The organism is Klebsiella sp. 141240, from assembly GCF_050600805.1.
GTDB classification, from domain to species: domain Bacteria; phylum Pseudomonadota; class Gammaproteobacteria; order Enterobacterales; family Enterobacteriaceae; genus Klebsiella; species Klebsiella aerogenes.
In genome coordinates this window covers 85492-106759 of record NZ_JAQIRK010000001.1, presented here as the reverse complement: position 1 = coordinate 106759, position 21268 = coordinate 85492, and the positions used below count along the sequence as shown (strand labels likewise).

The 21268-nt window shown below is 52.8% G+C and carries 15 protein-coding genes and 1 pseudogene; 6 read left to right on the top strand and 10 right to left on the bottom strand.

Going from position 1 to position 21268, the window contains the following annotated elements; all coding sequences use genetic code 11:
* Positions 1-42: 42 nt before the first annotated feature.
* On the bottom strand, positions 43-1152 hold the full coding sequence (locus PGQ95_RS00505; RefSeq protein ID WP_430916683.1) for an SDR family oxidoreductase: 1110 nt from the start codon (positions 1150-1152) through the stop codon (positions 43-45).
* A 514-nt stretch (positions 1153-1666) separates the two neighbouring features.
* Between PGQ95_RS00505 and queE the strand changes: the two genes are divergently transcribed.
* Together queE and PGQ95_RS00495 are read left to right on the top strand one after the other, a co-directional pair.
* Complete coding sequence (gene queE / locus PGQ95_RS00500) at positions 1667-2338, top strand: 7-carboxy-7-deazaguanine synthase QueE (RefSeq protein ID WP_087858621.1); 672 nt, start codon at positions 1667-1669, stop codon at positions 2336-2338.
* Positions 2339-2528: 190 nt separating this feature from the next.
* Positions 2529-3317, top strand: a complete 789-nt coding sequence (locus tag PGQ95_RS00495) for an SDR family oxidoreductase (RefSeq protein ID WP_430916681.1) — start codon at positions 2529-2531, stop codon at positions 3315-3317.
* Between the two features lie 66 nt (positions 3318-3383).
* Here PGQ95_RS00495 and queD read toward each other — a convergent pair whose 3' ends face one another.
* Positions 3384-3749 (bottom strand): 6-carboxytetrahydropterin synthase QueD, encoded by a 366-nt coding sequence (gene queD / locus PGQ95_RS00490; RefSeq protein WP_430916679.1) that lies wholly within the window; start codon positions 3747-3749, stop codon positions 3384-3386.
* A gap of 317 nt (positions 3750-4066) precedes the next feature.
* Here queD and cysJ point away from each other — a divergent pair, with 317 nt between their 5' ends.
* The 3 genes from cysJ (at position 4067) to cysH (ending at position 8414) form a co-directional block, all read left to right on the top strand.
* A complete protein-coding gene (gene cysJ, locus PGQ95_RS00485) occupies positions 4067-5866 on the top strand; it encodes an NADPH-dependent assimilatory sulfite reductase flavoprotein subunit (RefSeq protein WP_087858592.1) in 1800 nt (599 codons plus the stop codon).
* Positions 5866-7578 carry an assimilatory sulfite reductase (NADPH) hemoprotein subunit gene (gene cysI / locus PGQ95_RS00480; protein ID WP_015369975.1) on the top strand — a complete coding sequence of 571 codons (1713 nt, stop codon included), beginning with the start codon at positions 5866-5868 and terminating at the stop codon, positions 7576-7578. Before cysJ ends, cysI begins: the two co-directional genes overlap by 1 nt.
* A 101-nt stretch (positions 7579-7679) precedes the next feature.
* Positions 7680-8414 (top strand): phosphoadenosine phosphosulfate reductase, encoded by a 735-nt coding sequence (gene cysH / locus PGQ95_RS00475; RefSeq protein ID WP_032709016.1) that lies wholly within the window; start codon positions 7680-7682, stop codon positions 8412-8414.
* 40 nt (positions 8415-8454) lie between these two features.
* Here cysH and PGQ95_RS00470 read toward each other — a convergent pair whose 3' ends face one another.
* From PGQ95_RS00470 to ecpA, 8 genes are all read right to left on the bottom strand, one after another.
* The gene (locus PGQ95_RS00470) at positions 8455-10071 is read right to left on the bottom strand and encodes a fimbrial adhesin EcpD (RefSeq protein ID WP_430916677.1); all 1617 of its coding nucleotides are present in this window, start codon (positions 10069-10071) and stop codon (positions 8455-8457) included.
* Positions 10072-10127: 56 nt separating this feature from the next.
* Positions 10128-11816 carry a fimbrial adhesin EcpD gene (locus PGQ95_RS00465; protein ID WP_430916920.1) on the bottom strand — a complete coding sequence of 563 codons (1689 nt, stop codon included), beginning with the start codon at positions 11814-11816 and terminating at the stop codon, positions 10128-10130.
* Between the two features lie 121 nt (positions 11817-11937).
* A complete protein-coding gene (locus tag PGQ95_RS00460; RefSeq protein WP_430916675.1) occupies positions 11938-13647 on the bottom strand; it encodes a fimbrial adhesin EcpD in 1710 nt (569 codons plus the stop codon).
* A 40-nt stretch (positions 13648-13687) separates the two neighbouring features.
* Entirely contained in the window at positions 13688-14392 is a 705-nt protein-coding gene (locus PGQ95_RS00455; RefSeq protein WP_430916673.1) for a fimbria/pilus periplasmic chaperone, read from the bottom strand.
* Positions 14361-14483, bottom strand: a complete 123-nt coding sequence (locus PGQ95_RS00450) for a hypothetical protein (RefSeq protein WP_430916671.1) — start codon at positions 14481-14483, stop codon at positions 14361-14363. Before PGQ95_RS00450 ends, PGQ95_RS00455 begins: the two co-directional genes overlap by 32 nt.
* Positions 14473-17010, bottom strand: a complete 2538-nt coding sequence (locus PGQ95_RS00445) for a CS1-pili formation C-terminal domain-containing protein (protein ID WP_430916669.1) — start codon at positions 17008-17010, stop codon at positions 14473-14475. The genes PGQ95_RS00450 and PGQ95_RS00445 overlap by 11 nt, the downstream gene beginning before the upstream one ends.
* Positions 17011-17033: 23 nt before the next feature.
* On the bottom strand, positions 17034-17702 hold the full coding sequence (locus PGQ95_RS00440; protein ID WP_087858585.1) for a hypothetical protein: 669 nt from the start codon (positions 17700-17702) through the stop codon (positions 17034-17036).
* 58 nt (positions 17703-17760) lie between these two features.
* Positions 17761-18351, bottom strand: a complete 591-nt coding sequence (ecpA, locus tag PGQ95_RS00435) for a common pilus major fimbrillin subunit EcpA (protein WP_430916667.1) — start codon at positions 18349-18351, stop codon at positions 17761-17763.
* Between the two features lie 1056 nt (positions 18352-19407).
* On the opposite strand from ecpA, the pseudogene cas3 reads away from it, so the two are divergent.
* Positions 19408-21138, top strand: a pseudogene (cas3, locus tag PGQ95_RS00430) (CRISPR-associated helicase Cas3'); the annotation flags it as partial.
* Positions 21139-21268: the final 130 nt, after the last annotated feature.

Here is a 21268-nt window from a genome sequence, read left to right as displayed (position 1 = left end):
GCCAGTCTGCGGACTGGCATTTTTTTTACCTGCGCATCGTGTTTACTTAAAATCGACGGCCATTTGCTGCGGGATAGAAAGCCCGCGGGTGGTTTGTACGCAGCGGTCGATATAATCGGTGAAACGCGGCGGTTTGGGCATGCCCATGCTAAGCAGTTTATCATTGCTGAAGCGGACGTTAAGCGTCGCAAAGGCGCCATACAGGCGCATCGCTTTAAGCATTAAGCGCTCGTTGCACGGGCCAAAAATATCCTTCAACTCGCGGCGCATTTTTACCAGCGTCTCATAGCTGACCTGCGCGTATCGGTCGCCTACCGGGGCTTGCTCCAGCGCCGAGGCCATCGCGCGATCGATTTCCGCAAACTTGACGCTATTCTCTTCACCGGCGGAGATATGCACCACTTCACCGCGCGCCAGCGGGCGTTGTAATAACATCAGCAGCGCGTCGGCACAGTAGTCGACCGGGATGACGTCAACGCGGTCTTCCATTGAACAAAGGAATTTTTGCAGCATCAGCCCCATGCTGAACACCCAAAAAATGCTGCTGGAGGGCTGGCAGCCGTGATGAGTATGACCAACGACGATAGAAGGGCGGGCGATGATTAACGGCAACGTCGGACACTGCTCCTGCATCAGGCGCTCAATGGTCGATTTGGAGTGCGTATACTCCACCAGATGCTCGGCGTGCTCGCGGAATTCAGCGCTTTCTGCGACCAGTGAATCTGGCTCCGGGGTACAGGACATCGCGGTGCCGACGTGCAGAAAACGTTGTAGTCCAGCTACGCGGGACATCCGTTGAGCAAATTTGAACGTTCCTTCGACATTCACCTTCCAGATGAGCGGATTATTACCAAATGAGGCAACGGCGGCGCTGTTGATCACGTGAGTGACCTGCTCCAGGCGCGGGTCGCTCAGGAACGTCTCCGGTGATGACAAATCGCCGAGCAGGATCTGCCTGGGGGTTAATGCGGCCAGCTTCTCCTCTGCAATATTGAATTTACGCAGGTTTTCCTTCACCCGGGCCAGAGCCGCTTCATCGTTATTGGCTCGCACCAGGAGCAGTAGATTAATCCCATTTTCATTATTAAGGATATTCTCTAATACCGCTCCGCCCAGAAATCCGGTAACGCCTGTAATTAATAATGTATTCATGAATGCAGTCTCTCATGGTTGGTCGACTGGATTCTAGGCGCGGAAAATTAAACGGAGATTAAATAAAAACAGGCGGCAATAATCGGTTTCTTAAGCTTATTTTAAGCTATGAAAATCAAGTGAATTGAATTTGACCCTGAGCGTAGATAAAAGATTCATTGTTTCATGTATCGGTTTGTACATCTTTGATTAATAGTTTCTTTTTATTCGTTTGAGCAGCAATAAATAACGACCGTTACGGTCATGAAAAACATTCTTTGTTACATCTTTATCCGCGAGAAGATACGTCACAAGAAAGTTATCAATGCGCGGCTTAATGACTGGACGCGATGCATGCTAAAATAATACTCAATGTATCGTAAATACATTTTGTGCTTATTTCATAGTTTGCTAACTAATATAAAAAGAGGGCTTGCACCCGGTTGACAATGGGCTCTGGTAAGCGCAGCTGAGGACAAGACCTGAGCGCCTGAATCTGCGATAATACCCTTTTACCACCTGAACAGAGATGACTATGCAGTACCCGATTAACGAGATGTTCCAGACCTTGCAAGGCGAGGGTTACTTTACCGGCGTGCCTGCCATTTTTATTCGTTTGCAGGGATGCCCGGTTGGTTGCGCCTGGTGCGATACCAAACATACCTGGGATAAGCTGGCCGATCGGGAAGTGTCTCTATTTAGTATCCTCGCTAAAACCAAAGAGAGCGATAAATGGGGCCCGGCGACCAGCGACGATCTGCTGGCGATCATTGGCCGTCAGGGATGGACCGCCCGACATGTCGTGATTACCGGCGGCGAGCCCTGTATTCACGATCTCACGCCGTTGACAGAGTTGCTTGAGCAAAATGGTTTCAGCTGTCAGATTGAAACCAGCGGCACGCATGAAGTCCGCTGCAGCCACAATACCTGGGTTACGGTCTCGCCGAAGGTGAACATGCGCGGCGGCTACGATGTGCTGTCGCAGGCGCTGCAACGTGCAGATGAAATCAAGCATCCGGTTGGCCGCGTGCGTGATATCGAAGCGCTTGATGAGCTGCTGGAAACGCTGGCTGATGAAAAGCCGCGAATTATTGCATTACAGCCGATTAGCCAAAAGGAAGACGCCACGCGGTTGTGCATTGAGACCTGTATCGCCCGAAACTGGCGGTTATCCATGCAGACGCATAAATATCTGAACATCGCCTGATCCCCGCTTTCTTTGCCGGGTAGGGTGCTCACCGCCCGGCAGCTCTCTTCTTCATATATGAATTCATCTTAACCCTCGACTTCAGCATGGTGTTGAGATACGCGCCAATGACAGCAATGCTATCATTGGCGCGTTAATTCAGCCGCCTGAGGCGGGCGGCTGATACGTTGACTTAAGGAACGAGTTAACCATGCAGCTAATTGATCCACCCACGGCCTTCTCTATGGACTTCTTCTCGCTCAAGGGGAAAACCGCTATCGTTACCGGCGGCAATAGCGGCCTGGGGCAGGCCTTTGCCGTCGCCCTGGCGACCGCCGGCGCGAATCTGTTTATTCCTGCTCTGCGCGAAGAACAAGCTCAAACCCGAGAACTTATCGAACAGCAGGGCGTTGAGATGGAATTCATGCTGGCGGATATCACCGATGGCGGTATGCCACAGCGTATTATCGCCGCCTGCTGCGAGCGTTTCGGTACCGTTGATGTTTTGGTGAATAATGCCGGTATTTGCCAGTTGAATAAGGTGCTGCGCTTTGGTCGCACAGACTGGGATCCGATGATCGAGACTAACCTGACGGCAGCGTTTGAGCTTAGCCACGAAGCCGCGAAAATTATGGTTCCGCGGCGAAGCGGTAAGATTATTAATATCTGCTCGGTGTTTTCTTATCTCGGCGGCAGCTGGTCGCCGGCCTATGCCGCCACCAAGCATGCGCTGGCTGGCTTAACCAAAGCCTACTGCGATGAGCTGGGCCCGCATAATATTCAGGTTAACGGCATCGCGCCGGGCTATTATGAAACCGCCATGACCGCTATCACCCGCAGTATCCCAAAGGAAAACAGACGCGTGTTGGCGCATATACCCGCAGGCCGTTGGGGAGAAGCGCAGGATTTAATGGGCGCCGTTGTTTTCCTCGCCAGCCGGGCCTCGGATTACGTTAACGGTCATATTCTGGCGGTGGATGGCGGCTATCTGGTGCGCTGATTCACACGGTGTTGATGAAATAGAAAACCGCCATGGCAGCAGCCCGATGGCGGATAAGGCAGGGAATTACTCGCCGCGATAGACGCAGCCTGCGGTGCAGGTCTCTTTTACCATTACCGCGCTCAGCAGAGGAACCAGCGGTTTCATTTGATCCCAAATCCATTTGGCCAGCACTTCGCTGGTTGGGTTCTCCAGTCCTGGGATATCGTTCAGGTAATAGTGGTCTAAACGATCGTAGGTCGGTTTAAACGCGGCTTTCAGCTCGGCGAAATCCATGATCCACCCGGTATGGGGATCGACTTTACCAGTAATCTCCAGACGCACCATAAAAGAGTGACCATGCAGGCGACCGCATTTGTGGCCTTTCGGTACGTGCGGCAGGTGGTGGGCGGCTTCGAAGGTGAAATCTTTAAACAGCGTGGTGGACATCATTAACTCTCAACAGGACGAAAAAAACCGCCGTAGGGTACCGGAAAGTACATTTTTTAGCATTAACTAAAACGGCCCTGAACGCAAAATCGCCGTTTTTGTGGTGTTTTGATGATTTAATCTATTGTTTTTCAATTGGTTAACTAATCGCTTTTGTTGTTAATAACTATAACTAAAACAGGTTAGTCCATTTGGTTATTTGATATTTCCATCCCTTCTTTAATTGTTAGTATGCCCGCCGTTAACCTTACAATCTCTTCTGTTTTTGTCGCGCTGACAGGGCGTGAATAACAGCTTTGCTTACTGGAACATAACGACGCATGACGACACAGGCCCCACCTTCCAATCTGCTGCCGCTAAACCCGGAGCAACTGGCGCGCCTACAGGCGGCCACGACTGACTTTACGCCAACCCAACTGGCTTGGGTGTCCGGCTACTTCTGGGGCATGCTGAATCAGCAGCCCGGCGCCGCGGTAAGCGCGCCCGTTCAGGCGGTAGAAGCGCCGGCCATCACCCTGATTTCCGCTTCGCAGACCGGCAACGCGCGTCGGGTTGCCGAAGCGCTGCGCGACGATTTACAGGCCGCGCAGCTGAACGTGAAACTGGTGAACGCTGGCGACTATAAATTCAAACAAATCGCCGGTGAAAAACTGCTGGTCGTGGTGACGTCGACTCAGGGTGAAGGTGAGCCGCCGGAAGAAGCCGTCGCATTGCATAAGTTCCTGTTTTCAAAGAAAGCGCCGAAGCTCGATGGCACCGCCTTCGCGGTGTTTGGTCTCGGCGATACCTCCTATGAGTTTTTCTGCCAGTCCGGCAAAGATTTCGATAGCAAACTGGCCGAACTGGGCGGCGAACGCCTGCTCGATCGCGTTGACGCCGACGTTGAATATCAAGCCGCGGCGGCGGAATGGCGCGCTCGCGTAGTGGATGTGCTGAAAGCGCGTGCGCCGACGGCAGCGCCGGCCCAGCTTGCGACCAGCGGCGCAGTGAATGAAATTCATACCAGTCCGTATACCAAAGAAGCGCCGCTGACGGCGACGCTTGCTGTGAATCAGAAAATAACCGGTCGCGATTCGGAAAAAGACGTCCGTCATATCGAGATCGATCTGGGTGATTCCGGCCTGCGTTATCAGCCGGGAGATGCGCTAGGCGTGTGGTATCAGAACGATCCGGTGCTGGTCAAAGAGCTGGTGGAGCTGCTGTGGCTTAAGGGTGATGAACCGGTCACGGTAGAAGGCAAAACGCTGCCGCTGGCGCAAGCGCTGGAGTGGCATTTTGAGCTGACGGTCAATACCGCCAATATTGTTGAGAACTATGCCACCCTGACCCGCAGCGAAACGCTGCTGCCGCTGGTCGGCGATAAAGCGCAGTTGCAGCACTACGCCGCGACGACGCCTATCGTCGATATGGTGCGCTTCTCGCCGGCACAGTTGGATGCCGAAGCCTTAATCGGCCTGCTGCGCCCGCTAACGCCGCGCCTCTACTCGATTGCTTCTTCGCAGGCGGAAGCGGAAAACGAAGTCCACGTGACCGTTGGCGTCGTGCGGTATGACATTGAAGGCCGTGCTCGCGCCGGCGGCGCGTCCAGCTTCCTCGCTGACCGCGTGGAAGAAGATGGCGAAGTGCGCATCTTTATCGAACACAATGACAACTTCCGTCTGCCTGCTAACCCGCAAACGCCGGTTATCATGATTGGCCCTGGAACCGGTATCGCGCCGTTCCGCGCCTTTATGCAGCAGCGCGCAGCGGAAGGGGCGGAAGGGAAGAACTGGTTGTTCTTCGGCAATCCGCACTTCACGGAAGATTTCCTTTATCAGGTGGAATGGCAGAGCTACGTCAAAGAGGGCGTGCTGAGCCGAATCGACCTGGCCTGGTCTCGCGATCAACAACAAAAAGTCTATGTACAGGACAAACTGCGCGAGCAGGGGGCTGAAGTGTGGCGTTGGATTAACGACGGCGCCCATATTTATGTCTGCGGCGATGCCAATCGAATGGCGAAAGACGTCGAGCAGGCGTTACTGGAAGTGATTGCCGAATACGGCGCGATGGACGCCGAAGCGGCGGACGAATTTTTAAGTGAGCTGCGCGTTGAGCGCCGTTATCAGCGAGATGTCTACTAATGAGCGAAAAACATCCTGGCCCGCTGGTGGTCGAAGGTAAACTCTCCGACGCCGAGCGTATGAAGATCGAGAGCAACTACCTGCGCGGCACCATTGCGGAAGATTTAAATGACGGCCTGACCGGCGGTTTTAAAGGCGACAACTTCCTGCTCATCCGCTTTCACGGCATGTACCAGCAGGACGACCGCGATATTCGCGCGGAACGCGCGGCGCAGAAACTGGAGCCGCGCCACGCGATGCTGCTGCGCTGCCGTCTGCCGGGCGGCGTTATCACCACCAAACAGTGGCAGGCGATTGATAAATTCGCCGCGGATAACACCATCTACGGCAGTATTCGCCTCACTAACCGTCAGACCTTCCAGTTCCACGGTATTCTGAAGAAGAATGTGAAGCCGGTGCATCAGATGCTGCACTCCGTTGGGCTGGACGCGCTGGCGACCGCCAACGACATGAACCGCAACGTGCTGTGCACCTCGAACCCGTTTGAGTCGCAGCTGCACGCCGAAGCCTACGAGTGGGCGAAGAAGATCTCTGAGCATCTGTTACCGCGTACCCGCGCCTATGCTGAGATCTGGTTGGATCAGGAAAAGGTCGCCACTACCGACGAGGAACCGATCCTCGGCCAGACCTATCTGCCGCGTAAATTCAAAACGACGGTGGTGATCCCGCCGCAGAACGATATCGATCTGCACGCCAATGACATGAACTTCGTGGCGATTGCGGAAAACGGTAAGCTGGTCGGCTTTAACCTGCTGGTGGGCGGCGGTTTGTCTATCGAGCACGGTAATAAGAAAACCTATGCGCGTACCGCCAGCGAGTTTGGCTATCTGCCGCTGGAGCACACCCTGGCGGTGGCGGAAGCGGTCGTGACCACCCAGCGCGACTGGGGTAATCGTACCGATCGTAAAAACGCGAAAACCAAATATACCCTTGAGCGCGTCGGCGTGGAGACCTTCAAGGCGGAAGTTGAGCGTCGTGCCGGGATCAAATTCGAACCGATTCGTCCGTACGAGTTTACCGGCCGCGGCGACCGCATCGGCTGGGTTAAGGGTATCGATAATAACTGGCACCTGACGCTGTTTATTGAGAATGGCCGTATTCTGGATTATCCGGGCCGCCCGCTAAAAACTGGCCTGCTGGAGATCGCGAAGATTCACAAAGGTGAATTCCGCATTACCGCCAACCAGAACCTGATCATCGCCAGCGTACCGGAAGATCAGAAAGCGCGGATTGAGAAACTGGCGCGCGATCATGGCCTGATGAATGCCGTCACGGCGCAGCGTGAGAACTCAATGGCCTGCGTGTCGTTCCCGACCTGTCCGTTAGCGATGGCCGAAGCCGAACGTTTCCTGCCGTCATTTATCGACAAGGTCGAAGAGGTGATGAGCAAGCACGGCGTCGGCGATGAGCATATTGTAACCCGCGTCACGGGTTGCCCGAACGGCTGCGGCCGCGCGATGCTGGCGGAAGTTGGCCTGGTGGGTAAAGCGCCTGGCCGCTATAACCTGCATATCGGCGGCAACCGCAGCGGGACGCGCATCCCACGGATGTATCGCGAAAATATCACCGAGCCGGAGATCCTGGCCTCGCTCGATGAGCTGGTTGGGCGCTGGGCGAAAGAGCGCGAAGCGGGTGAAGGCTTCGGCGACTTTACGGTGCGTGCGGGCATCATTCGCCCGGTGCTCGACCCGGCGCGTGATTTCTGGGAATAACCTGAATTGCCGGATAGCGGCATGAATGCCTTATCCGGCCTACCGTTCGCGTAGGCCTGATAAGCGAAGCGCCATCAGGCAAGGCACACAGTGAGGAACCTATGTCCAAACTCGATCTAAACGCGCTGAATGAGCTACCGAAAGTAGAACGCGTCATGGCGCTGGCGGAAGTTAACACTCAGCTGGAAAAACTCAGCGCCGAAGAACGCGTGGCATGGGCGCTGGAAAACCTGCCCGGCGACTATGCGCTCTCTTCAAGCTTTGGTATTCAGGCGGCGGTCAGCCTGCATCTGGTGAACCAGCTGCGCCCGGACATTCCGGTGATCCTGACCGATACCGGCTATCTGTTCCCGGAAACCTATCAGTTTATTGATGAATTGACCGAGAAGCTCAACCTGAACCTTAAAGTCTACCGGGCGACGGAAAGCGCCGCCTGGCAGGAAGCGCGTTACGGCAAACTGTGGGAGCAGGGCGTTGAAGGCATTGAGAAGTACAATGAAATCAACAAAGTGGAGCCGATGAACCGGGCGCTGAAGGAGCTCAATACCCGCACCTGGTTCGCGGGCCTGCGCCGCGAGCAGTCCGGCAGCCGGGCGCATTTACCGGTACTGGCTATCCAGCGCGGCGTCTTTAAGCTGCTGCCGATTATCGACTGGGATAACCGGACGGTTTATCAGTATCTGCAAAAGCACGGCCTGAAATACCACCCGCTCTGGGAGCAGGGGTATTTGTCCGTCGGTGACACTCACACCACCCGTAAATGGGAGCCCGGTATGGCGGAAGAAGAGACCCGCTTTTTTGGCCTCAAACGCGAGTGCGGATTACACGAAGGTTAAGTGTTATGTGGCAGCCTTGGCGGCGAAAGCCGCCAAGGGCTTAATTTATATCGCGCCACGTGGCCTGAACGTAGATCTCTCCGGAGGCGCTGACATCACCGTACCACTCATTGTTATCCAGCGTTTTCAGCGAAATTTCATCGTTCATCGGAATAGAAAATTTCACCGTAGCTTTGTCCATCGTCCCTGCCTCGCCGGAGATATCGGTCCACGCCGAGGTTATCCATAGCGCATCGGTCATATCGCGCCAGCTGCCGTCGCAGCCCGCGTCATAGGTCTTGATGCTGCCATCCTGTTTGCTGAAGGAGAGCGTGGCCGGGAAGGGCACTTTAATGCTGCCGTCGTCGGCGCTGAAGATGCAGTAGGCGCGGCCGTTAATTTGCTGCGTCGGGCCGGTGGCTTTAATCAGCACCTCGTCGGCGGCGGTTTTACCGGTAGTAGTGACAATGTAGTTAAAATCTAATAAGGGTTCGTCCTCGCCAACGTAACCAGCAAGCGAAGGGGCGTCGCTATAGTCTTTAGCGGTAATGCTAATACTGAAATCGCGCGGCTTAATTAACAGTGAATTAGACGTGGTAAATTCATACATCCTACTGATTGTGGGAGTGCCGTTCGGCCTTTCGATGCGTAAATTCAACAAATCTTTGCTATCGGTGTCAGTAATGCCTGCCTCCACCATTTTTTTAAATAATCTTTCGGAAAAAAAGAAATAAATCGCGCTGGACGACGTCAGTTCCCCTAGTGTGTAGCTCTGTACGCTCGAATTGCTCACCGGTTTCCACGTACTGCCGTCAAGACTAAACTGCATATCATACGATCCCTGCGAAGGGACAATTGCCGCCAGCGCACTATTAAGGATCATCGGATAAACCAGAACGGTTTGCGCCCCGCCACCGCCGTCCAGACTATAAGAGACCATCTTGCAGGCCAATCCTGAATGGGCGCCTACGGTTTGCAATTTGCAGTTGGTATTTCCTTCGGCGGGCGTGGGTACGCCATCGCTATTGATAAAGACTTCATCAACAGAATTGGTGTTAATAAGCGTAAGGTGAGCGCTTTTAGTGATAGTTATTGTGCCATAGCTATAGAAAGGGGCCACACGGGAACAGCGCCAGGTGCTCGTCGGGTCGTAGGTTCTGCTTGTCGCACAAGTATACATCATCATTGAAAAGCTGCTGCCGGTTGGCATTTGCTGCATATACTGGTAAAAAGCCTCTGATAAGGTCCCTCTGAGGTTTTTATCCACTTTGGCGCCATAGATGCCATTTTTCTCCAGCACCACACCTGGCAACGTTGAGGTGCTTTCATCACAATCGCTTCTGGCTGACGGCCCATATGAATCACAACTCTGTCCTGCCATCAGGTAGGAAATTGGCGGATTATCCAGCCATAAATCTCCCTCGGTTTGTGTAGCAAAATATTGGTTATCTGAGATATATCCGAGAGAGGTTTGATAACCTGCCGAGCGCAAACGCATACTTCCCCAGCGGTTAGTGCCGGAAATGACAGCTGCACTACCGGTGTAAGTAATAAAAAAGTTATTGTCGATATTATTTTCAACGAATAAAGTCGTTTGCTGCATATCAGCCAATGCTGACGGCGCGCCGTGAAATAACGCGCCCGTCAGCCCTAAAATTCCCCAAGGGTTTATTTTCATGGTAATGCTCTGTTTACCAATTTTAGCGTGATTCCGGGTCTTAATCAGCCCGGAGGTTAATTAATATCGCGCCAGGTGGCCTGGACGTAAATTTCTCCTGAGGCGCTGACGTCGCCGTACCACTCGTTGTTATCCAGCGTTTTCTGCGAAATATCATCATTCATGGGAATCGAAAACTTCACCGTGGCTTTTTCCATAACGCCGGGTTCGCCGGAAATATCGGTCCATGCCGAAGTGAGCCACAGCGCGTCGGTCATATCGCGCCAGCTGCCGTCGCAGCCCGCGTCATAGGTCTTGATGCTGCCATCCTGTTTGGTGAAGGAAAGCGTGGCCGGGAAGGGGACCTTAATGCTGCTGTCGTCGGCGCTGAAGATACAGTAGGCGCGGCCGTTAATTTGCTGCGTCGGGCCGGTAGCTTTAATCAGCACCTCGTCGGCGGCGGTTTTGCCGCTGGTGGTGACAATGTAGTTAAAGTCCAGCGAGGGTTCATCACGGCCAACGTATCCTTCGCGCGACGGGGCATCACTGTAGTCTTCAGAGGAGATATTGATGCTGAATTCGCGGGGTTTTATCTCCAGTGAATTGGAGGTGTTAAAGTCGTAAACGGTGCCAGCTGATTTTGAATCAGGCATACCGCACCCGGTGAAATTGTATAGGCGGAAAAATAGCAGGTTTCGGCTGTCAATATCGCTCATGCCCAAGGCGACCATCTGTTTAAAAAAGTTATCTGCAAAAAATAAATAAATTGAACTTGATGAGCCCATTTGATCGAGATTATAGTTGTAATAATTATAGTATAAAGCATCATTTGTTGAACTGGTGTTGCCTATTATTTTCCAGTTATTGCCATCGAGACTAAACTGGATATCACCCTCCGTTATTGCCGACGATAGAGAACTATTGTTTAAGACGGGAGTAAAGCGAATTCTGTCATTACTTTCACCATTAGCCTGTAGTGAGTAACTGACCATTTTGCAGGCCAAACCAGAGCGATTGCCCACGGTCTGCACCCGGCAGTTGGTATTACCTTCCCCTGGTGTTGGAGTTCCGTCGCTGTTGATAAAAACTTCATCCACGGCGTTAGTATTAATTAATCGCAAGTGCGCGCTTTTGGTAAAGGTGGCCTCCGATGCAAACCAGGTCGCATTACTCTGGTCTTTACAGCGTTCGCCTGAGCTTGGATCGTAATTTATTCTGGTGCGGCATTCATTAATAATGAAGGATAGCGTGCTGCCGGTACCCATTTGAAGCAAATACTGATAAAACGAGTTTGATAACATCCCATTAATCACAGGCTTAGGATCGTCTTTTGATACGGAAGCGCCGTAATATCCTTGACTATCGGTTACCGAGCCCGAAATGACATTGGATGAGCAACCTGATTGCGAGCGGCTGCAAGGTTTACCCAGTAAAGGGTATGAAATCGGCGAATTATCCAGCCACATATCTACGAACATCCCGGAGTTAGCGCCCAGGGTATCGCTACTAATATATCCCAGAGAATACTGATAAAAAGCGCCCCCTCCGCTATCGGTATCCAGCGTTTGTACCCAATTGTTACTGCCTCCTATTTCTGGAAAACCGGACATATGACTAGTGATGAAGTAGTTCCCATCAATTTGGTCATCAACAAAGATGAACGATGTTGACATATTTAAGCCAATAGTTTTAGTCGCTGCGTCGGCCACCGGCGCGCACAGTACAGTGGTTAACGCGATTAGCGATAATAATCCTTTCATCTTTATACTGGCCTCCAGCCATTGTGCAACTCCGCTGCGCCGGTACTTCACTTCAGCGGGTAGTCGTCGGTTATTTTGATAAATTTTTCGTTATAGACGATATAGTGGTTGCCCGGCTGGCGGGCGTTTAATTTATATCGCGCCAGGTGGCCTGAACGTGAATTTCTCCGGAGGCGCTGACGTCGCCGTACCACTCGTTGTTATCCAGCGTTTTCTGCGAAATATCATCATTCATGGGAATTGAAAACTTCACCGTGGCTTTATCCATAACGCCGGGTTCGCCGGAAATATCGGTCCATGCCGAAGTGAGCCACAGCGCGTCGGTCATATCGCGCCAGCTGTCGTCGCAGCCCGCGTCATAGGTCTTGATGCTGCCATCCTGTTTGGTGAAGGAGAGCGTGGCCGGGAAGGGGACCTTAATGCTGCTGTCGTCGGCGCTGAAGATACAGTAGGCGCGGCCGTTAATTTGCTGCGTCGGGCCGGTAGCTTTAATCAGCACCTCGTCGGCGGCGGTTTTGCCGCTGGTGGTAACGATATAGTTAAAGTCGAGCGAGGGTTCATCACGGCCAACGTAGCCTTCGCGCGTTGGGGCGTCGCTGTAGTCTTCAGAGGAGATATTGATGCTGAATTCGCGGGGTTTTATCTCCAGTGAATTGGAGGTGTAAAATTCATATGCCAGGTCGGCATCTAGTGAGGAAGTGGATGCGCGATCGTTGTAGAGGCGAAAATACATTATATCCTGGCTATTGGTATCGCTGAGACCGGATGCCACCATCTGTTTAAAGAAGTTGTCTGAAAAGAATACATAAATGGCGTTGGAGGAGGCCATCTCATTAAGAGTGTAGTAGCTGGCGGCGGGCCTCTCGCTGTGGGTCAATGATGTCTGTTTCCATGCGCTGCCGTCCAGGCTGAACTGCATATCTTCAGATTTAACAGCCGAAAACAATGCGGCGTTGTTCAGCATCGGGTAAAGGCGTATCGCGGAGCCACCTGTTCCGCTGAAGCTGTAGTTCACCATCCTGCAGGCGAGGCCGGAGAGGTTACCGATATTTTGCACTCTGCAGTTAGTATTTCCTTCACCGGGGGTCGGGACGCCATCGCTGTTGATGAAGACTTCATCAAGGGCGCCGGTGTTAAGTAACCTCAGGTGCGCGTCTTTGGTATAAGTGAGACGTGTGGCGTACCAGGTCGCATTACTCTGGTCTTTACAGCGGGCGCCGGTACTTGCATCGTAATCTTTGTCAGCTATTTTGTCGGTCAGGCATTCGTTGAGGGTCATTGAGAAGCTGCTGCCGGTGCCCATCTGAAGCAGGTATTGAAAAAAGGTATCTGAGATACTGCCGCTCAAATACTGCATCCCGGTATAAGGAAGCTTGAGGCCGTACACCCCCTGAGCATCGGTTACGGATGTGTCCGTTGTCACGATAACAGGGTCCTTGTTGCGGGAACGGGTGCAGAAATTATCCACATACGAGCAAGTGATCCCGGCTAACGCATAAGATACCGGCGCGTCTTCAAGCCATAAATCTACCATTCTGGTAAGCCCATCAGAAAAAATATGCATACTTCGTGTGGAAATAAATCCCGGGCTGAGCTGATATGTGTAATCACGTACATTATCCCACCAGGAAAGATCAACCCAGCGGTTGGCCCCGGACATGACGGGCAGCGCTGATGAACCCACATTCGTAACAAAGTAGGTATTATCGATCTGGTCTTCGATAAACGCGAAGCTCCCGGACATATCGCCCTGTGTCACTTTGGTCGCCGCCCCGGCCTGCGCCGCGTACAGCGCCGCGACCAGCGCCATTAACCCTGCTAATCCTTTAATTTTCATACTGGCCTCCTGCCATTGCGCGCTCCGCTGAGCCGGTGCTTTACTTCAGCGGGCAGTCGTCGGTTATTTTGATAAATTTTTCGTTATAGACGATATAGTGGTTGCCCGGCTGGCGTAGCCCCGGCTGGCGGACGACATCGCCAGGGCGCAGGTACCAGGCGTCCCCTTCTTCTTCCGTGGTGTTGCATCCCGGCTTAATCAGCAGCTTGAACCAGGTATTGCCGGTATTGCTGAGAGTGCCGCTCGCCCGGTCGAGGGTCCATTTGAAGTTCGCTTCACGCGGGCGCACCACCAGGATAGTGTCCATTACCACCACCGGCTCCATGCTGACGCCGGCACCCGATGCCTTACGCGCCACGTGGTTAAAGGAGGGAACTTCGCGGAACATGACCCGGTAATAACGTTCGCGGTTATCCTTCGGGCCGTGGTAGTAAAATTTGAAATATTCGCCTTCTCCGGCCTGCAGGGTTATTTGCCGCGGGGCGAACAGCAGCTCGCCGTCCGACGGGCGGGAGCGCACCTCTTTGCCGCCGGGGCGGTCGATGGCGCTCACCGACACCTGATACAGGCGCGCGCTTTTGTTGTTGTTCAGCACCCGCTTGGCGGCAAACGCCGCCTCCGGGGAGAGGGAGAAGGTCAGATTACCGACCGACATCGCCTGCGCGGCCAGCGGCAGGCCCAGCGCCAGCAGGCAAATTGCCGCCCGCAGGCGGCTAATTACTGCCGCGCCACGTCGTTTGTACATGAATTTCTCCTGAGACGCTTACGTCGCCGTACCACACGCTGTTATCCAGCGTGTTCTGCGAAATTAACCCTAACAACCCGTTAGCTTTCATGACCATCTTCCTTCCCTTGCACGCCCGCATAGCTCTGCAGGCCGCTGCACACCACGTCGCCAACCCATACCGCGCCGCGCGCCTGGTTCAGATCCAGCGCCACTTCGCAGCTCAGTCCTTTGCCGTAGTTGAAGTCGATGACCGGGAATTTTTTATCAACATCCATCACAAACTCGCCGTTATCGTCGGTGCGGGTACGCCCGATATGGTTGCTGATGTGGGCATTCGCCAGCAGGCTGCCGTCCTCGGCGCGGATGCGCCCGGACACCGTGACCATCTGCTTCACTTCCGGCTCCAGCACCGCCACGTTGCCCGGATAGAGCGTCAGGCGGCTTTTACGTCCGCTGACGATGTCGTAGCTGTCCAGCGAGTTTTTGCTGTTCTGCAGTTCCACTTCATAACGGTTGTACGGCGACAGCGGCAGATAGTTGCGATTGCCGGAGAGCTGCACGATGCGGCCATTAACCTTGGCGCTCAGCTGACCGTCATCCTCCAGACCGGTATGGAAAATCACCCCGGCGTTGCCGTCGGTGCGGCCGCTGGCGGCGATATGTTTTCCCTGCCAGCCGACGCTGCCGCTGGCGCTCAGGTTGGTATTCACATAGCCATCGGCGCCGCTGTTGACGTTCAGCGTGCCGTTGGCATAGCGGGTTTCGAACTGCGCATAGGCGCCGCCGCTGAGGGTTTTGTCATCGCCGGTATTGCCGGAAACCGCCCGCGACATATTGGCGCCGATGGTACGAATTGGGCCTTCTTTAAAGCGCTTACGCGCCGACAGGTTAGCCGTTGAATAGCCGTTCTGGTGCGACATACCGGCGCTGAGCCAGTTGCCGAGCGGCAGCGACAGGTCAAGGGCGATATATTTCCCGGTATCGCTGCCGCTATTGCTGCTGCTTCCCGAGTTGTTAAAACGCTGGATCCCGGCGCGCAGACCCAGAGAGCCGAATGAGCCGCTATAGATAGTCTGATAGTAATCCGCGGTATAGTAGTGGCTGTTGTTTTCTCGGTCGTCGTTGTAGCTGATGCTGAAAGTACCCAGTTTTGACCACAGCGAACCAAGGTTTAACGAGCCGCCAATGGCCCGGTTATCGGCATCGCTACGGCGCAGCGTGTCGCCAATCGAGGTTTTCTCCTGGTTAACCCATACGGAGCTGAAACCGCCCGGCAGCGTAGCGCTTACGTTGCTGATGGTGCTCCATGAGCCGTCGCTGGCCGCCATATTTTGCAAATTGACGTTAATGGCGTTGGTTAGCGGCAGAGTAAAGCGCGCTTCGGCCACCGCGCTGGTGTCGTAGCCATAACCGGTCGCGGACCAGCTGAGGGTGCTGATAGCGCCGGAGGAAGACACGCCGGCCAGCCAGGTATCTTTCGCCTCTTGTGTTTTTCTGCCGCTTTGCGACCAGCGATCCATATGGAAGCTGCCGCCCCATACCTGCCAGGCCAGCGGCGCGCCCGCGCCGCGCCCGCGGGAGAACAATTTGTTGACTCGCTGCGTGCGTTTGCTGACCGAGCGGCCGTTAATGATGACTTCAACTTCAATATCGTAGATCCCGTAGGGCAGCCCGCGGGTATCCACTTCGTGGTTACCCATCGCAAAGTTCTGCACGCTGAGCAGGCGGCCATCGCGCTTCAGATGTACTTCACCGGCGGCGGATAAAAAGGCGACGATCGGGGTGACCGACTGGCTGTTATCAAATACCGTAGAGCTGGCCTGGTTCCCCCAGGAGGCGCCATATATTTTACCCGCGGAAATGGCGGTCATTGGGCCGAGCGACTGTAAATTCCAGGTGTCGAGCATACCGCCGGCAAAACGGTGGCCAGCGAAATCTCGCTCGTACATTGCTTTATACAACTGCTGATTCTGATTGCTGGTCCCGGCGCCGTATATCGAACCGTCCAGTACCAGATGGTGTTCGCGCAATGCGATAACGTTGTTCAATGACAGATAGCTGGAGGTGCTATCGCCGCCGCTGCTCATCTGGTTGTTATAGACCCCTAGGTTGTAGGTGAGGCTACTGCTCAGGCCGTCCACGCTGGACTGGCCGATATCTTCGCTACGCGAGCGCAGCACGGTGCCAAGCGCCCCTTTTTTAACCACCAACTGCAGCAGTAGCCGGCGCAGGTCGAACTGAAGCTTAGCGTCGGCGGACAGCGGAATGCTCAGCGATTTGTTAAAGGGTTCATCCGCCATTTGCGTCAGCGTTTGCCTGATCTGATCGCTGACGGTGGCGTTTTGCTCTTTATCTTCCAGACGGATTTGTCGTAGGCGCACCTTACCGTTATCCAGCCAGATAAAAGCGCTACCGATGCGCTGGTCGTCCTGCGTTCCACTATTGCCTTCGAGGTGAATAAACAGCGGCAGGCTCATGCCGTCTTGCAGCGCCACGCGAAACGTTTGGGGAATAATAACGCCGCCAATCTGCGATATTTTTTCTGCGTCAGCCATAACGAAACAGGGAGACGAAAACACGACAATTCCGGACGTGATTAATACACGACGTCCATGACGATTCCATAATGAGGACATATCCCTATCCCATGGTTATTAATCTATTTTACCGGTACAAACTGCTCGCCCTGCCACAGCGCGACTCGCCCTTTTTTATCTGCGACATTCACGCGGGTGAAGCGGCGGTCTTTGCCCGGCATCAGGAAATAGCTCTCTTTGCATTCCTTACCGTCGGCGGCTTTCAGGCAGGGGCCGTAGGCCAGGATGCGCAACGTGGCGTTACCGGTATTGGTCATTAAGCCGTTGTTATACTGATAGCGGAAGTTCACCTTGCGCGGCGCGACGACCAGAATGGTGCCGATGCGGGCGGAAGCCGTGGCGACCGCATTGCGCCGGGCGCCGGTTTTTTGCGCGTCGCCCAAGGCCTGATCGAACCAGACGATGCGGTAATAGCGCTCCTGGTCATCGGCAGGGCCTTTATAGAAAAAGCGGATTTGTTCGCTGCTCTTTGCCGGCATCAGCAGGCTGGCGGGAGTTTGTAGCACTTCATCTCGCGATGACATTGGGATCACGCGGCCATCTTCCAGCGGGGATGAGAGGCGTTCAAGCTGAATAGTAATCAGGCGACCGCTATCGGTCGTATTCTTAACTTCTTTACTTAACGTACTGCTGCCGCTGTTCATAAAAGAGGAAATATCCCCCACGTCCAGCGCACTGGCGGGAGCGATCCCGCTTAAAAACAGACAGACTGCCAGAAGACGATATTTCATATGATTTCATCCATGAAAAAGCAGGGGAGCGACCCCTGCTTGATGCAATATAAAAAAATCAGCTGGTCCAGGTTGCGTCGAACTGCACGCTAACGTCGCCGCTCCAGATACCTTCCGGCAGGGTGCTGTAATCAGTTACAGCAGTCTTACCGTCGGAGGTGCCGCCATTGATGGAGAAGGTGAAGCTATCCTGTGCGCTGGTACGGCCCGCGGTGTTATAACCATTGGACAGGGCGCTCAGGTTACCGCCCAGAATGTTGTTCGCGGTATCGATCATCACGGTATCGGAAGCCTTATCAATGGCGGTGCCGTTATAATCGATGCCCACGCTCAGGGTAGAACCGGAAGTATCCAGCTGAGTCAGGGTGTTGGTCAGCAGACGGGAGGTCAGTTTGAAGCCAGTTGCAGTGGTGTCGCCTTCAACGGTAACGTCATACAGACCTTTCTGAGTGTTAAAGCCTTTGATGCCGTCAGCATACTGGAAAGTCAGGCTTCCCAGCGGAGTAACAGCCAGTTTGCTGGCGGTATCTTTTTTGGCGGTTGCAGACCAGGTGGCAACGGATTGCGCGGTGACGCTTGTTGCTGCCTGAGCCACACCCATACCTGCAAATGCAGCGACCAGAGCTATAGCAAGAACCTTTTTATTCATAACAATTCATCCTGATTTAAAATTAAGGGCCGGAGCCCTAGATTACGCATTAGTCATTAATACGCGGTAATACAAATGGTTTGGTTAAGTACTCAAAGAACCATCCTGACTATGTTTTATATGGTTCTTTATCCCAGAGGCTTTTAAATTTCTACAATCAAATCAACGGGCTTTTATTAATTGGCCTTTTAAGTAATGGGGCTGCCTGCGACTGGCGTATATGAATTATGTTACATGAATATATGTATTAATTTTATTGCACCCATTAATTTTATAAACACCTGCAATGTCACGTTATCAATTATATGCTTAATAGAATAAGGATTATTATTTTTTGAGATAGCGTGTTGTCGATGAGATAAAATGTATTCGCTTAACATGAACAAGTCAATGTGGTGTCTTCATCAATATTGTGATGTAATCATGCGCGGTTATGATTAGGGGGTGGGGTATATGAATTTCTATTTATTAACTCCAGTTTTATTCTTTTTATAGGTTGTTAAATTTCTTTTTATTTCAAGTGAATGCGTGTATTTGTTCGTTTTTTGATTTTACATATTGTTCGTTTTTCCTAAATTCACTTTAGTACGTCGAATGGTTTTCTTTGCGTTGCTCTCATTTTTTTGAAGAATGTTTTTAACTCATATTAGTTATTATGGATATGTTGATGGCGAAGATGGCGGGTGATTTTTATTGTCAATAATAATCCGAGCAAATGCTTTTGTAAGTGATATTGCTAAATGTTAATTTATAATTTTGAAGTTTGAATTGTTGAGTTTTGTGAATTTAGAGACGATATTTTTTCTATAACATCATCTTTGTATTAATGAGGTTTCATTGTTTGATGTTTAGACTGATTCATATCATTTTTCATAAGCATGTCTGTTTTCCTGGTTATGATATTTGTGTTGATACGGTTGTTTGATTGGTTCTATGAATGTTATATGGCTGTTTATGTGTGTGAATAATAAGTAATTATATTGAGGGAGGTCATCTTTTAAATGGTTTAAAAGAGTAAATTGCATATTCGATTTTTATTATACCACTGGATATGCCGTGTCAATTTATAAGCACTGGGGGAAAACCCGACGGGGAGATGCTGGCGGAGGCGACGATTATCACCTGCTATGCTGGCATTCTTTGGATGTAGCCGCGATGGGCTACTGGATGGTAAAGAATAACATTTATAGCCTCGCGGATTATTTTCGCCGTTTGGGCCTCATCGATATTGAGGCTGCCGCTCAATTCTTTGCCTGGTTATTATGCTGGCATGACTGTGGAAAGTTTGCCCGTTCCTTCCAGCAACTCTATACCAATGACAATCTTGCCGCGACTGTCGAAAGCCGTCGGGACTATGAAACAATACCGCATTCAACGCTGGGTTACTGGTTATGGAACACCTGTCTAAGCGAATGCCCTGAACTATTCCCTAACTCCCGGCTTCCTACGCGAAAGCTTAAACGCGTTATTGCAATGTGGATGCCGTTAACCACCGGACACCATGGACGCCCACCGGTGGGGATGCGCGATCTGGATAATTTTCTTCCCGCTGATATTGAAGCGGCGCACGACTTTCTGTTGGCCATTAAGGCGCTGTTTCCGCGCGTTAATATTCCGCCGTGCTGGGATGACGATGAAGGTATTGAGCAGTTCAACCAGCTGTCGTGGTTTATTTCCGCCGCGGTCGTGCTGGCCGACTGGACGGGCTCCTCGACCCGCTTTTTCCCGCGAGTTTCCCAACGCATGCCGCTGGAAGTTTACTGGCGGAAGGCATACTCGCAGGCAGAACAGGCGATGCACGTTTTTCCGCCTGCAGCGGCGGTTGCGCCATTTAGGGGAATAGACGCATTATTTCCTTTTATTCAGCACCCTACGCCGCTTCAGCAGGCGGTACTGGATCTGGATATCAGTCAACCGGGGCCGCAGTTGTTTATCCTTGAGGATGTTACCGGCGCAGGTAAAACGGAGGCGGCGTTAATCCTGACCCACCGTTTGATGTCTGCCGGGAAGGCGCAGGGGCTGTTTTTTGGTCTGCCGACCATGGCTACGGCCAATGCCATGTTTGAGCGTTTAGCTCAATCGTGGCTGGCGCTCTATCAACCCGGCGCGCTTCCAAGCCTGATGCTGGCGCATAGCGCACGCGGCTTGATGGATAGCTTTAATCAGACCATCTGGTCCGGCGATTTCTCCGGTTCGGAAGAGCCTGATGATGCTCAACCTTTTAGCCAGGGCTGCGCCGGATGGTTTGCCGATAGCAATAAAAAAGCGCTGCTGGCGGAGGTGGGCGTCGGTACGCTCGACCAGGCCATGATGGCGGTGATGCCTTTTAAACATAATAATCTGCGGTTGCTGGGGCTTGACAATAAAGTGCTGCTGGCCGACGAGATCCACGCCTACGATGCTTATATGTCGCGGATCCTGGAAAGCCTGATTGAACAACAGGCGCGCAGTGGCAATTGCGTCATTCTGCTTTCCGCGACGCTATCGCAACAGCAGTGCAATAAGCTTGTGACCGCCTTTAGTCGCGGCAGCGGCTATACCGCTGACGCGCCGTTATTGAGTTATGAAGACTACCCCTGGCTGACGCAAGTCGCAGGTCAGGAGATTATTTCCCGCCATGTTGCGACCCGCAAAGAGGTTGAGCGCAGCGTAGATATCGGCTGGCTGGATAACGAAGAAGCCTGCCTTGCCCGTATCGAGCAATCCGCCAGCGAAGGGCGTTGTATCGCCTGGATACGCAATTCAATCGACGACGCCGTGCGCATCTATCACCAGTGTTCCCCGCGCCAGCAGGGATAAACCGCGCTATTATAATCGTGAACGTAGCGCAGAAGTGTGTTCCCCGCGCCAGCGGGGATAAACCGCAGGTCAGCGGATACAGATTTCCATTGGTATGGTGTTCCCCGCACCAGCGGGG

What these genes read in the sequence shown, in the direction of transcription:
- PGQ95_RS00505 (WP_430916683.1), bottom strand. Translation starts at nt 1,152, where the DNA reads ATGAATACATTATTAATTACAGGCGTTACCGGATTTCTGGGCGGAGCG.
- queE (WP_087858621.1), top strand. Translation starts at nt 1,667, where the DNA reads ATGCAGTACCCGATTAACGAGATGTTCCAGACCTTGCAAGGCGAGGGT.
- PGQ95_RS00495 (WP_430916681.1), top strand. Translation starts at nt 2,529, where the DNA reads ATGCAGCTAATTGATCCACCCACGGCCTTCTCTATGGACTTCTTCTCG.
- queD (WP_430916679.1), bottom strand. Translation starts at nt 3,749, where the DNA reads ATGATGTCCACCACGCTGTTTAAAGATTTCACCTTCGAAGCCGCCCAC.
- cysJ (WP_087858592.1), top strand. Translation starts at nt 4,067, where the DNA reads ATGACGACACAGGCCCCACCTTCCAATCTGCTGCCGCTAAACCCGGAG.
- cysI (WP_015369975.1), top strand. Translation starts at nt 5,866, where the DNA reads ATGAGCGAAAAACATCCTGGCCCGCTGGTGGTCGAAGGTAAACTCTCC.
- cysH (WP_032709016.1), top strand. Translation starts at nt 7,680, where the DNA reads ATGTCCAAACTCGATCTAAACGCGCTGAATGAGCTACCGAAAGTAGAA.
- PGQ95_RS00470 (WP_430916677.1), bottom strand. Translation starts at nt 10,071, where the DNA reads ATGAAAATAAACCCTTGGGGAATTTTAGGGCTGACGGGCGCGTTATTT.
- PGQ95_RS00460 (WP_430916675.1), bottom strand. Translation starts at nt 13,647, where the DNA reads ATGAAAATTAAAGGATTAGCAGGGTTAATGGCGCTGGTCGCGGCGCTG.
- PGQ95_RS00455 (WP_430916673.1), bottom strand. Translation starts at nt 14,392, where the DNA reads ATGTACAAACGACGTGGCGCGGCAGTAATTAGCCGCCTGCGGGCGGCA.
- PGQ95_RS00450 (WP_430916671.1), bottom strand. Translation starts at nt 14,483, where the DNA reads ATGAAAGCTAACGGGTTGTTAGGGTTAATTTCGCAGAACACGCTGGAT.
- PGQ95_RS00445 (WP_430916669.1), bottom strand. Translation starts at nt 17,010, where the DNA reads ATGTCCTCATTATGGAATCGTCATGGACGTCGTGTATTAATCACGTCC.
- PGQ95_RS00440 (WP_087858585.1), bottom strand. Translation starts at nt 17,702, where the DNA reads ATGAAATATCGTCTTCTGGCAGTCTGTCTGTTTTTAAGCGGGATCGCT.
- ecpA (WP_430916667.1), bottom strand. Translation starts at nt 18,351, where the DNA reads ATGAATAAAAAGGTTCTTGCTATAGCTCTGGTCGCTGCATTTGCAGGT.